Source organism: Pseudomonas sp. SWRI68, assembly GCF_014269165.1.
Classification (GTDB): Bacteria; Pseudomonadota; Gammaproteobacteria; order Pseudomonadales; family Pseudomonadaceae; genus Aquipseudomonas; species Aquipseudomonas capeferrum.
In genome coordinates this window covers 371,595-383,033 of the sequence record NZ_JABWRU010000003.1, presented here as the reverse complement: position 1 = coordinate 383,033, position 11,439 = coordinate 371,595, and the positions used below count along the sequence as shown (strand labels likewise).

At 59.6% G+C, this 11,439-nt stretch carries 13 protein-coding genes; 7 read left to right on the top strand and 6 right to left on the bottom strand.

Going from position 1 to position 11,439, the window contains the following annotated elements; genetic code table 11:
- Nucleotide 1: 1 nt before the first annotated feature.
- Together nth and HU770_RS07900 are read left to right on the top strand one after the other, a co-directional pair.
- Nucleotides 2-640 carry an endonuclease III gene (gene nth, locus HU770_RS07905; protein WP_033702661.1) on the top strand — a complete coding sequence of 213 codons (639 nt, stop codon included), beginning with the start codon at nucleotides 2-4 and terminating at the stop codon, nucleotides 638-640.
- A 104-nt stretch (nucleotides 641-744) separates the two neighbouring features.
- Entirely contained in the window at nucleotides 745-921 is a 177-nt protein-coding gene (locus tag HU770_RS07900; protein WP_033702662.1) for a hypothetical protein, read from the top strand.
- 45 nt (nucleotides 922-966) lie between these two features.
- On the opposite strand, the gene HU770_RS07895 is transcribed toward HU770_RS07900, so the two are convergent.
- The gene (locus tag HU770_RS07895) at nucleotides 967-1,593 is read right to left on the bottom strand and encodes a response regulator transcription factor (RefSeq protein WP_033702663.1); all 627 of its coding nucleotides are present in this window, start codon (nucleotides 1,591-1,593) and stop codon (nucleotides 967-969) included.
- A gap of 369 nt (nucleotides 1,594-1,962) precedes the next feature.
- Here HU770_RS07895 and HU770_RS07890 point away from each other — a divergent pair, with 369 nt between their 5' ends.
- Complete coding sequence (locus tag HU770_RS07890; protein ID WP_186656777.1) at nucleotides 1,963-2,406, top strand: hypothetical protein; 444 nt, start codon at nucleotides 1,963-1,965, stop codon at nucleotides 2,404-2,406.
- Between the two features lie 69 nt (nucleotides 2,407-2,475).
- Here HU770_RS07890 and HU770_RS07885 read toward each other — a convergent pair whose 3' ends face one another.
- Nucleotides 2,476-3,693, bottom strand: coding sequence for an argininosuccinate synthase (locus tag HU770_RS07885; protein ID WP_033702665.1), 1,218 nt, complete (start codon nucleotides 3,691-3,693; stop codon nucleotides 2,476-2,478).
- A 169-nt stretch (nucleotides 3,694-3,862) separates the two neighbouring features.
- Nucleotides 3,863-4,828, bottom strand: coding sequence for an OmpA family protein (locus tag HU770_RS07880; RefSeq protein WP_186663443.1), 966 nt, complete (start codon nucleotides 4,826-4,828; stop codon nucleotides 3,863-3,865).
- Between the two features lie 130 nt (nucleotides 4,829-4,958).
- On the opposite strand from HU770_RS07880, the gene pyrC reads away from it, so the two are divergent.
- A complete protein-coding gene (pyrC, locus tag HU770_RS07875; protein WP_186656773.1) occupies nucleotides 4,959-6,005 on the top strand; it encodes a dihydroorotase in 1,047 nt (348 codons plus the stop codon).
- Entirely contained in the window at nucleotides 6,002-6,676 is a 675-nt protein-coding gene (rnt, locus tag HU770_RS07870) for a ribonuclease T (RefSeq protein ID WP_033702668.1), read from the top strand. The genes pyrC and rnt overlap by 4 nt, the downstream gene beginning before the upstream one ends.
- Nucleotides 6,677-6,804: 128 nt before the next feature.
- Here the strand turns inward: rnt and HU770_RS07865 are convergent, their stop codons facing one another.
- The gene (locus HU770_RS07865) at nucleotides 6,805-7,407 is read right to left on the bottom strand and encodes a peroxiredoxin C (RefSeq protein WP_033702669.1); all 603 of its coding nucleotides are present in this window, start codon (nucleotides 7,405-7,407) and stop codon (nucleotides 6,805-6,807) included.
- Nucleotides 7,408-7,620: 213 nt separating this feature from the next.
- Here HU770_RS07865 and HU770_RS07860 point away from each other — a divergent pair, with 213 nt between their 5' ends.
- Nucleotides 7,621-7,839, top strand: coding sequence for a bacterioferritin-associated ferredoxin (locus HU770_RS07860; RefSeq protein WP_095064234.1), 219 nt, complete (start codon nucleotides 7,621-7,623; stop codon nucleotides 7,837-7,839).
- A 201-nt stretch (nucleotides 7,840-8,040) separates the two neighbouring features.
- On the top strand, nucleotides 8,041-8,514 hold the full coding sequence (bfr, locus tag HU770_RS07855) for a bacterioferritin (RefSeq protein WP_186656768.1): 474 nt from the start codon (nucleotides 8,041-8,043) through the stop codon (nucleotides 8,512-8,514).
- Nucleotides 8,515-8,570: 56 nt separating this feature from the next.
- On the opposite strand, the gene grxD is transcribed toward bfr, so the two are convergent.
- Nucleotides 8,571-8,906, bottom strand: a complete 336-nt coding sequence (grxD, locus tag HU770_RS07850; RefSeq protein WP_033702671.1) for a Grx4 family monothiol glutaredoxin — start codon at nucleotides 8,904-8,906, stop codon at nucleotides 8,571-8,573.
- Between the two features lie 91 nt (nucleotides 8,907-8,997).
- A complete protein-coding gene (locus tag HU770_RS07845) occupies nucleotides 8,998-11,106 on the bottom strand; it encodes a molybdopterin oxidoreductase family protein (protein ID WP_186663442.1) in 2,109 nt (702 codons plus the stop codon).
- Between the last annotated feature and the right edge of the window lie 333 nt (nucleotides 11,107-11,439).

Genomic DNA, 11,439 nt, shown 5'->3' with positions numbered 1-11,439 from the left:
CATGAATGCCGCAAAACGCCTGGAGATCTTTCGCAGGCTGCACGAAGACAACCCCGACCCGAAAACGGAACTGGCCTATACCACACCGTTCGAACTGCTCGTCGCCGTCACGCTTTCAGCGCAATCCACTGACGTAGGCGTGAACAAGGCCACCGCTCGCCTGTTCCCCGTGGCCAATACGCCAGAAGCGATCTACGCCCTGGGCGTCGAAGGGCTGAGCGCATACATCAAGACCATCGGGCTCTATAACAGCAAAGCCAAGAACGTGATCGAGGCCTGCCGACTGCTGATCGAGCGCCATGACAGCCAGGTGCCAGAAACCCGGGAAGCCCTTGAAGCGCTGCCTGGCGTTGGGCGCAAGACTGCCAACGTGGTGCTCAACACGGCGTTCCGGCAGCCGACCATGGCGGTGGACACGCACATTTTCAGGGTCAGTAATCGCACCGGCATTGCACCCGGCAAAACGGTGCTTGAGGTCGAGAAGAAGCTGGTCAAGTTCGTCCCCAAGGACTACCTGCTCGATGCCCACCACTGGCTCATCCTGCATGGGCGCTACGTATGCCAGGCACGCAAGCCCAGGTGCGGGAGCTGTCGGATCGAAGACCTCTGCGAATACAAGCAGAAGACGTCTGACGATTGAGCCGATAGCGAAAAACCACCCGGCACGATTGAAAAAATCTTTTTTACCAGCGTCAGCTTTCTGGTTATAAGGACCGCCAATGGCCCCTTGGCTTGGAGCGACTCATGAGTGCCGATAAAGACGACCTGTCAATCGAAGATGATTTTGTTGCCGTGGATGATGAAGCGGAGCCCCAGGTAGAAACTGCAAAGACCAACCTGAGCAAACGCCGCACGATCGACAACCTGCTGGAAGAGCGGCGCCTGCAGAAACAACTGGCCGATTTCGACTACGATCTGTAGCTTTTTTTGCAAAGCCTCCCTCAGGGAGGCTTTGCATGCTGGCGGTCAGTTAAGCCCGTGGCGCTGAGCCAGTTCGATCAGGTCTACCAACGACCTGGCGTTCAGCTTGAGCAGCAAGCGTGACTTGTAAGTGCTGACGGTCTTGTTGCTGAGGAACATGCTGTCGGCAATTTCCTTGTTGGATCGCCCGCGCGACAGCTGCTGTAAAACGGTCATTTCCCGGGCCGAGAGGCGGTTGACCATATCCGTCTCGCTGCCACCACTGCCCCTGCCCCGTGACGCATGCAAGGCCTGGTTGGGGAAGTAGCTGTAGCCTGACAGCACGGCCTTGATGGCGCTTAGCAGCTCGGTCAACTCCTGTTGTTTGCACACATACCCCGCCGCCCCCGCCTGCATGCAGCGCATCGAGAAGTTACCAGGCACCTGCGAGGTCAGCACCAACACTTTGCTGCCTGGGCTGAAGGCTGCCATGCGGGCGATGACTTCAAGGCCATCGAGTTTTGGAATACCGATATCGAGCACCACGATATCCGGTAGGTGTTCACGCGTCAGTTGCAAGGCGGCCACGCCGTTATCGGTTTCCGCAACGACGTCGTACCCGTGCCGCTCCATCAGCATGCGCACGGCCAGACGTATAACCGGATGATCATCCACGATAAGGACTTTATTCATGCGATATCCATTCATTATTGATTTTTGCTGTGGCATGCCACGATAACCGACAGAACGCTTCAGGGTGCAACGATTTGCCAGTGAAACTCATGAATAGAGAAAACTTACAACACTTGCAGAAATTTCCTACAAAAGCATGTCCAGAGCCAACCGTGAAACTTAATGATCCGCAATTAAAACCTACCATCGCTCCAATCAACATGACCAGCTGAAAACAAACCTTCGCGTGCAGATTATTCCACTTCACAGGCGCTGAAAAAACCAGGCTTAACAGGTATTCAAAGACAATTCTCAACCGGGAAACAATCCAATCTTTAGTTGAGCGCCCGCGTAAGGTAATGATGAACAAAACCGCAGGAGACAGCCCTCATGCCCGAAGCACAACCTGTCGCCCCGCTGACGATCATTGCCATCTTCGCGGGGATTATCGAAGCATCCGCCCTTGCGACACTGCCGTTCCTCAGCGAATCCAGCCAGAGCCTCTATACATGGTTCCTGGTGGGCTTTCCGTTTTTCCTTACAGCGCTGTTCTTTTTGACGTTAAACTTCAATTACAAGTCGTTTTATAATCCTGTATCAAGCAAAACAACCAGCGACAGCCCCACCGCGACGGTCACGGAAGTATCCGAGCCTATTACCGTTATCTTCTCCGGCCCAGATGCCCAGCCCATGATGGAACAGCAAGTCCGCCTTGCCCTCGCGCAATCGCCTGAACCCGCGCACCGCTGGCGCTTCTGTAATCTCGAGAAAAACCAATGCGCAAGGCTGTCGGTCTGCACCCTCGAGCAAGATGCCGCCAATCTCAGGGGATGACGACCCGCTGGATGTCGACACAAAAAAAACCCCGGCCTGAGCCGGGGTTCGTGCGATGCGTGCCAGTACTCAGAGCAACGAACGGCCCTTGTTGGCGGCAATGCGCATACGCAGCGCATTGAGCTTGATGAAGCCGGCAGCGTCCGCCTGGTTGTAGGCGCCGCCATCTTCCTCGAAGGTCGCAATGTTGGCATCGAACAGCGAGTCGTCCGACTTGCGGCCAACCACGGTGACATTGCCTTTGTACAGCTTCAGGCGTACCACGCCATTCACGTTGACCTGCGACGCGTCGATCATCTGCTGCAGCATCACACGCTCCGGGCTCCACCAGTAACCGGTGTAGATCAGGCTGGCATACTTCGGCATCAGCTCATCTTTCAGGTGAGCGACTTCACGGTCCAGGGTGATCGACTCGATCGCACGGTGGGCGCGCAGCATGATGGTGCCGCCAGGGGTTTCGTAGCAGCCACGAGACTTCATGCCGACGTAACGGTTCTCGACGATGTCCAGACGGCCGATGCCGTTGGCACCACCGATACGGTTCAGGTCGGCCAGAACGGTGGCCGGGGACTTCTCGACACCATCGATGGCGACGATGTCACCGTTGAGGTAAGTCAGCTCGATATAAGTAGCCTGGTCCGGGGCGTTCTCCGGAGAGACGCTCCAGCGCCACATGTCTTCCTCGTGCTCGGTCCAGGTATCTTCCAGGACACCGCCTTCGTAGGAGATGTGCAGCAGGTTGGCGTCCATCGAGTACGGCGACTTCTTCTTGCCGTGACGCTCGATCGGGATGCCATGCTTCTCGGCGTAGTCCATCAGCTTCTCGCGGGACAGCAGGTCCCACTCACGCCAAGGGGCGATGACCTTGACGCCCGGCTTGAGCGCATAGGCACCCAGCTCGAAACGAACCTGGTCATTGCCTTTACCGGTTGCACCATGGGAAATGGCGTCAGCACCGGTTTCGTTGGCGATTTCGATCAGGCGCTTGGCGATCAGCGGACGGGCGATGGAGGTACCCAGCAGGTACTCGCCTTCGTAGACGGTGTTGGCGCGGAACATCGGGAACACGAAGTCACGCACGAATTCTTCGCGCAGGTCGTCGATGTAGATCTCTTTCACACCCATTGCCTGTGCCTTGGCACGGGCCGGCTCGACCTCTTCGCCCTGACCCAGGTCAGCGGTGAAGGTCACCACTTCGCAGTTGTAGGTATCCTGCAGCCACTTGAGAATCACCGAAGTATCAAGGCCGCCGGAATACGCCAGTACGACCTTATTTACGTCCGCCATGCCATCACTCCACGGGGTTGTACGGAAAGGGGTCGATTCTAACGGCGTTATGGAAAAATTTACAGTGGGGCGACAGCTTCTGACGACAAAGCGACAGTAATTGTCGATGGCGCGACGTCTGTCGGGCGCTATGGGACGGCTGTGAGGGGGCGCGCCGCCCATCTCACTTTCAGGGCACTTTCGCACCCGGTGCGGGGGACGCCGGCGCGGCAATAGGCGGACTGGCAGCAGCAGGCAGCTGTACAGGTTTTTCCACCTGCTTCTCGACGGCTGTCTCAGCGACTGCAACCCGATCCAGTTCGATATTCACCCGTCGATTGCGCGCCCGGTTGGCAGCACTGTTGTTCTTCGCCAGCGGATACCGCTCGCCGTGGAAGCGCACGGTGATCTGCGCCTCCGGCACGCCATGGGCTTTGAAATAGTCCGCCACCGTCATCGCCCTGCGCCGGGACAAATCACGGTTGGTCAGGCGGTTGCCGCTGTTGTCGGAATGGCCGTTGAGCTCAATGTGATTAACCGTCGGGTCGGCCTTGATATAGTCAAGAACCACATCCAGCCGTGCCTTGGCCGAATCGTCAAGTTCGATGCCACCGCCAGGGAAACCCACCTGAGTCTGGCGAACCTGGTCATAGTTCATCGCCAGCAACTTGCTGGCACACACCTGGTAGTCGCCATAGGCCTTGGCGAAACTGACCGGCAACACCCGCACTTCCATGGCCCGGCCCGCTTCGCCGGTGTAGTTGCGTACCACCGTGCTGCGCCCATCGAGCAGACCATTGATCAGGCGGCTGGCCTGACCCTGGGACGAGCTGAACAGCACGCCCGTGCGCGCCATGCGCACGCTGCCCAGGTTGATGTCACCGCGCCCAGGCTGCCAGGGCGCCGCCGCTGCCAGCAATGTGGCTGGCCCGGCCCCCAGCACATTGCTGTGCGAGCGCAGTTGGAACACCGGCTGCTCACCTGCCCGGCGCACGAATTCGCCACTGCCGAAACCGTCGATCGGCTGGATCAGACGGCACTCGAACTGGTCGCCCTCGACTTGCCAGGCAATGTTCTCCATGCGCGTCTGGAAAGTCAGTGCACCGGCCGGCAGGCTGGCGAACAGGGTGAACATGGCTAGGTAACGCTGGCGCACGGGCGGCTCCACAAATTCTGACGGCTTACCTGCAGGGTATCGGACGCTGCCCGAAAAACTTGATAGCCGTGCTCGGGCCAGGGTTTTCCGGTAGCATTGGGCCTTGAGTTCGACCCGCCTGGAATCCCCAATGTCCGATCGCCTGACCCTCCTGCGTCCCGACGACTGGCACATCCATCTGCGCGATGGTGCCGTCCTGCCCCATACCGTTGGTGATGTGGCGCGTACCTTCGCCCGTGCCATCATCATGCCCAACCTCGTACCGCCGGTGCGCAATGCCGTCGAAGCCGGTGCCTACCGTGAGCGCATCCTCAGTGCGCGTCCGGCCGGCAGCCGCTTCGAACCGCTGATGGTGCTTTACCTCACCGACCGCACCAGCCCCGAGGACATCCGCGCGGCCAAGGCCAGCGGTATCGTGTATGCCGCCAAGCTGTACCCGGCCGGCGCCACGACAAACTCCGATTCAGGCGTGACCAGCATCGACAACATCTTCCCCGCCATCGAAGCGCTGGCCGAAGTCGGCATGCCACTGTTGGTGCACGGTGAAGTGACGCGTAGCGAGATCGATGTCTTCGATCGCGAAAAGCGCTTCATCGACGAACACATGCGTCGCGTGGTCGAACGCTTCCCGACGCTCAAGGTGGTGTTCGAGCACATCACCACCAGCGATGCCGCGCAGTTCGTCAGCGAAGCGCCGGCCAACGTCGGCGCGACCATTACCGCCCAGCACCTGTTGTACAACCGCAACCACATGCTGGTGGGCGGCATCCGCCCGCACTTCTACTGCCTGCCGATCCTCAAGCGCAACACCCACCAGGTGGCGCTGCTGGACGCGGCCACCAGTGGCAACCCGAAATTCTTCCTCGGCACTGACTCGGCCCCTCACGCCCGTCACGCCAAGGAAGCCGCCTGCGGTTGCGCCGGTTGCTACACCGCTTATGCGGCCATCGAGATGTACGCCGAAGCGTTCGAGCAGCGCAATGCGCTGGACAAGCTGGAAGGCTTTGCCAGCCTGCACGGCCCGGCCTTCTATGGCCTGCCGGCGAACACCGACACCATCACCCTGGTCCGTGAAGAGTGGACCGCACCAGAAAGCCTGCCGTTCGGCGAGCAGACGGTGATACCGCTGCGCGCTGGCGAGAAGCTGCGCTGGCGCCTGCTGGAGGAAAACGCGTGAGCGAAGACCTCTACGAAGACGATCAGGACAGCCAGGCCGGCGGTGGCTCGCGCCACCCGATGGCAGAGCGCTTCCGTGGCTACTTGCCAGTGGTGGTGGATGTCGAGACCGGCGGCTTCAATAGTGCCACCGACGCCCTGCTGGAAATCGCCGCCGTCACCATCGGCATGGACGAGAAAGGCTTCCTGTTCCCCGAACACACCTACTTCCACCGGGTTGAGCCGTTCGAAGGGGCCAATATCGAGGCGGCCGCGCTGGAGTTCACCGGCATCAAGCTGGACCACCCGCTGCGCATGGCAGTGAGTGAAGAAAGCGCGTTGACCGATATCTTCCGAGGCGTGCGCAAGGCGCTCAAGGCCAACGGCTGCAAGCGGGCCATCCTGGTCGGCCACAACAGCAGCTTCGACTTGGGCTTCCTTAACGCCGCGGTCAACCGCAACGACCTCAAGCGCAACCCCTTCCACCCGTTTTCCAGCTTCGATACCGCCACCCTCGCCGGCCTGGCGTATGGCCAGACCGTGCTGGCGCGGGCCTGTCAGAGCGCCGACATCGACTTTGATGGGCGTGAAGCGCATTCGGCGCGTTACGACACCGAGAAGACGGCCGAGCTGTTCTGCGGCATCGTCAACCGCTGGAAAGAAATGGGCGGCTGGCGCGATTTCAACGACTAAGCAGCCACAAGCTTCAAGCAGCAAGAAAGGGCAGACAGCACACGCTCGGTTTTTCTTGAAGCTTGCAGCTAGAAACTTGAAGCAAAAAAAACCGGCCACGAAGGCCGGTTTTTTTATGCGCGCGGCAATTACAGCTTGCCAGCGTTCTCGCTCAGGTAAGCAGCAACGCCTTCTGGCGAAGCGTTCATGCCTTTGTCGCCTTTTTTCCAGTTGGCAGGGCAGACTTCGCCGTGCTCTTCGTGGAACTGCAGGGCATCGACCAGACGCAGCAGCTCGTCCATGTTACGGCCCAGTGGCAGGTCGTTGACGATCTGCGAACGGACCACACCGTTGGTGTCGATCAGGAAGGCGCCACGGAAGGCCACGCCGCCTTCGGACTCAACGTCGTAGGCCTTGCAGATTTCATGGGTGATGTCGGCAGCCAAGGTGTACTTGACCTGGCCGATACCGCCGTTGTTGACCGGGGTGTTACGCCAGGCGTTGTGGGTGAAGTGCGAGTCGATCGAAACGCCGATCACTTCCACGTTGCGGGCCTGGAAGTCAGGGATGCGGTTGTCCAGGGCAATCAGCTCGGACGGGCAGACGAAGGTGAAGTCCAGCGGGTAGAAGAACACCAGGCCGTACTTGCCCTTGATGGCCGAGGCCAGGTTGAAGCTGTCGACGATTTCGCCGTTGCCCAGCACAGCTGGAACGGTGAAATCGGGGGCTTGTTTACCAACGAGTACGCTCATTGTTATCTCCTGATGAGGGTGAAAAACCGTTTGCCGGGCCAGACGGGCTTGCCCGACATCCAACAAAGGCCGACCATCATACACGGCTTCTCATGACAGACCGAATCCAACCACCGGTCGCTCAAGCACCGCCCTCACAGAAAGTCTTTTGACAAGCATTCTCATTACGATTAAGCTCCAATCCATCGACTCAACCAGCGATGGTCCGACTTTATGTATGTGTGTCTTTGTGTCGGCGTGACCGACGGACAGATCCGCGATGCGATCTTTGAAGGATGCTGCAGCTACAAGGAAGTTCGAGCCGCGACCAATGTCGCCAGCCAATGTGGCAAATGCGCCTGCCTTGCCAAGCAAGTGGTCCGCGAGACCCTGACCGAGCTTCAGGTCAGCCAGGCCGCCCTGCCCTATCCGGTAGAATTTACCGCTGCCTGAAACCACTCATTTTGAAGAACCGGACCTTGTGTCCGGTTTTTTTATGCCCGAAATTCAATAACTTAGCACTCCAACGCGCTTCACAAACATTCTTATTCCTATTCATTTTCACTTATTATTCAATAACTTAGGTTTGACAGCCCTAAGTATCGGGCTCAAACTTCCCTGTATTGGCACACTTCTACAGGGCAGGAACCCGTCATGAAAGGCGACGTAAGCGTCATCCAGCATCTCAACAAGATCCTCGGAAACGAGCTGGTCGCGATCAACCAGTACTTCCTGCACGCACGCATGTACGAAGATTGGGGCCTGAACAAACTCGGCAAGCACGAGTACAAGGAATCCATCGATGAGATGAAGCACGCTGACAAACTGATCAAGCGTATTCTCTTCCTCGAAGGCATCCCCAACGTGCAGGACCTGGGCAAGCTGCTGATCGGCGAGCACACCAAAGAAATGCTCGAGTGCGACCTGAAGATCGAGCAGAAAGGCCTGATCGACCTGAAAGCCGCCATCGCTCACTGCGAAACCGTCGGCGACTTCGGCTCGCGTGACATGCTCGAAGACATCCTCGAGTCCGAGGAAGAGCACATCGACTGGCTGGAAACCCAGCTGAGCCTGATCGACAAGATCAGCATCGAGAACTACCTGCAATCGCAGATGGGCGAAGAGTAAAATCCCGCCCATAAAAAAACCCGCCATGAGCGGGTTTTTTTATGTCTGCGCGAAGATCAGGCTTCAGCAGCCTTTGCCTTGGCAGCAGCGTCCTTGATCAGGGCCTGCAGCTCACCCTTCTCGAACATTTCGAGCATGATGTCGCTACCGCCGACCAGCTCGCCCGCTACCCACAGCTGCGGGAAGGTTGGCCAGTTGGCGTACTTGGGCAGGTTGGCGCGGATTTCCGGGTTCTGCAGGATGTCAACGTAGGCGAACTTCTCGCCACAACCCATCACAGCTTGCGATGCCTTGGCCGAGAACCCGCACTGCGGGGCATTCGGCGAGCCTTTCATGTAAAGCAGAATGGTGTTGTTGGCAATCTGCTCTTTGATCGTTTCGATGATATCCATGGAACACCTCGTCTGAACTTTCCGACTCGATGGTCGGCACGGTGACGCATTGTATCGGAAAGCCGAGCGCTGTGCGCGGCCTTGCCATTGCTCAGGCGGCCTCCACGTGCACAGGCACGCCATTGAGGGCGGCATTGCCCGACACCTGATCGCGCAAGCGCTCATCGGTCAGGTCGTTGGCACTGACCCCGGGCTGCCCGTGGGCTATCCGCAATTGCACGCCCTGGCGCCCATGGCCATAGCCGTGCGGCAGGCTGACCACGCCTGGCATCATGTCCGTGCACGCCTGCACCTCGACTTCGAGGGTGCCGGTACGTGAGCGTATGCGCACGCGCTGGCCATCGTGCAACTGCCGCTGCTGCAAATCATCAGGGTGCATCAACAGCTGATGACGCGGCTTGCCTTTGACCAGCCGGTGGAAGTTGTGCATCCACGAGTTGTTGCTGCGCACGTGGCGGCGGCCGATCAGCAAGAGCGCGCCAGCAGCCATTGGCGCCTGCCGCGCAAGCCTGGCCAAGTCATCCAGCAACACCTGCGGTGCCGCCTCGATGGCCTGGCTGGCAGTGTTCAGGCGGGCCTGCAGATTGGCGCCTAGCGGGCCCAGGTCGAGCCCGTGGGGGTGCCGATCGAGTGCTTCCAGCGAGAGCTTCCAGGCCGAGCCGTCGCCGTAGCGCCCTTTGCGCAAGGCCCAATCGATCATCTGCGCCGGCGCCAGGGTTGGCTTGAGTTCAAGGGCGGCCCGTTCGGCCAAGGCCTTGGCCAGGCCGACAAAGATCTCCCAGTCATGCAGCGCGCCTTCGGGCTTGGCCAGGATCGCGCGGTTGAAACGGGTCACATTGCGCACCGCCAGCAGGTTGAAGGTGCTGTCGTAGTGATCGTTCTCCAGTGCCGACGTGGACGGCAGGATCAGGTCGGCATGGCGCGTGCTTTCATTGATGTACAGGTCGATGCTGAGCATGAACTCGAGCCCCGCCAGCGCCCCGTCCAGTTGCCGACCGTTGGGCGTGGACAGCACAGGGTTGCCCGCCACCGTCACCAAGGCCCGCACCTGCCCGTCACCGGGCGTGAGGATTTCTTCGGCCAAGGCGGCGACCGGCAGCTCGCCAGCGTACTCCGGCAGCCCCGAAACCCGGCTTTGCCAGGCATTGAAGTGCCCGCCCGAGGTACTCGCCACCAGGTCCACCGCAGGCTCGGTACACAAGGCGCCACCAACCCGATCCAGGTTGCCGGTTACCAGGTTGATCAATTGCACCAGCCAATGGCACAGGGTGCCGAAGGCCTGGGTCGAGACGCCCATGCGGCCATAGCAGACCGCCTTGTCGGCTGCCGCAAAATCACGCGCCAGCTGACGGATATCGGCGGCAGCGATGCCGCACAACGGGCTCATGGCGTCGGCGGTGAACAGGGCGAGTGCACTGCGCACCTGATCCAGGCCATTGATCGGCAAGTGTGATCCACGGGTCAGGCCTTCGTCGAACAAGGTATTGAGCAGGCCACTGAGCAATGCAGCATCGCCGCCGGGAAGAATGAACAGGTGCCGGTCGGCCATGGCCGCTGTTTCGCTGCGCCGTGGGTCCACCACCACCAACTGCCCGCCCCGCATACGCAGCGCCTTCAGGCGCTTTTCCACATCAGGCACGGTCATGATGCTGCCATTGGACGCCAGCGGGTTGCCGCCCAGAATCAGCATGAAGTCGGTGTGGTCGATGTCCGGTATCGGCAACAACAGACCGTGGCCGTACATCAGGTGGCTGGTCAGGTGCTGGGGCAACTGGTCCACCGAGGTGGCTGAAAACCGATTGCGGGTCTTCAACAAACCGAGGAAATAGTTGCTGTGGGTCATCAGCCCATAGTTGTGCACGCTCGGGTTGCCTTGATACACCGCCACCGCGTTGCGACCATGCGCCTGCTGGATGCTCCAGAGCTTGTCGGCCGCCAGGGCGAAAGCCTCGTCCCAGCTGATCGCCTGCCAGCGCTCGCCAATCCGACGGTGGGGCTGACGCAGGCGGTCGGGATCGTTCTGGATATCTTGCAGGGCCACTGCCTTGGGGCAGATGTGGCCGCGGCTGAACGGGTCGTCCGGGTCGCCTTTGATCGAGGTGATCAGCGCCTGCCCGTCGTCCTCATGGCTGACTTCGATGTTCAGCCCGCAGATCGCTTCGCACAGGTGACAGGCACGGTGATGCAGGGTCTTGGTCATGGCCGCCTCTGCCTGATGATGGGTCTGAGGGCGACTATGCGCCCAGCCGAACGCCCTCGCCAGCGCGCTTCGTGCCATGAATTGCCCGACATCAGGCAAACGATTCGCGACACGCATTTGCCAAATCGCGGGCAAGCCGTGTACAACCTCTGTAGCAAATAAAAAACAGCGCACGCTCAATGGGTAACGACACCCTTTGCAACAGAGCCGCTGTTCCCCCTCTTGGTTTCAGGCGACATTTAATTATAGTATTGCGCCTTTCCCTATTTCGTCCGCCCCGTGCGGCTTACGCCGCAGGTCACTCCCGTTGTCAAAAAAAACCATACGGTCGAC

Excerpts from the sequence above, each read along its gene's own strand:
- HU770_RS07900 (WP_033702662.1), top strand. The coding sequence starts at position 745 with ATGAGTGCCGATAAAGACGACCTGTCAATCGAAGATGATTTTGTTGCC.
- HU770_RS07895 (WP_033702663.1), bottom strand. The coding sequence starts at position 1,593 with ATGAATAAAGTCCTTATCGTGGATGATCATCCGGTTATACGTCTGGCC.
- bfr (WP_186656768.1), top strand. The coding sequence starts at position 8,041 with ATGAAAGGCGACGTAAGCGTCATCCAGCATCTCAACAAGATCCTCGGA.
- HU770_RS07890 (WP_186656777.1), top strand. The coding sequence starts at position 1,963 with ATGCCCGAAGCACAACCTGTCGCCCCGCTGACGATCATTGCCATCTTC.
- grxD (WP_033702671.1), bottom strand. The coding sequence starts at position 8,906 with ATGGATATCATCGAAACGATCAAAGAGCAGATTGCCAACAACACCATT.
- HU770_RS07885 (WP_033702665.1), bottom strand. The coding sequence starts at position 3,693 with ATGGCGGACGTAAATAAGGTCGTACTGGCGTATTCCGGCGGCCTTGAT.
- pyrC (WP_186656773.1), top strand. The coding sequence starts at position 4,959 with ATGTCCGATCGCCTGACCCTCCTGCGTCCCGACGACTGGCACATCCAT.
- HU770_RS07865 (WP_033702669.1), bottom strand. The coding sequence starts at position 7,407 with ATGAGCGTACTCGTTGGTAAACAAGCCCCCGATTTCACCGTTCCAGCT.
- HU770_RS07860 (WP_095064234.1), top strand. The coding sequence starts at position 7,621 with ATGTATGTGTGTCTTTGTGTCGGCGTGACCGACGGACAGATCCGCGAT.
- HU770_RS07845 (WP_186663442.1), bottom strand. The coding sequence starts at position 11,106 with ATGACCAAGACCCTGCATCACCGTGCCTGTCACCTGTGCGAAGCGATC.
- nth (WP_033702661.1), top strand. The coding sequence starts at position 2 with ATGAATGCCGCAAAACGCCTGGAGATCTTTCGCAGGCTGCACGAAGAC.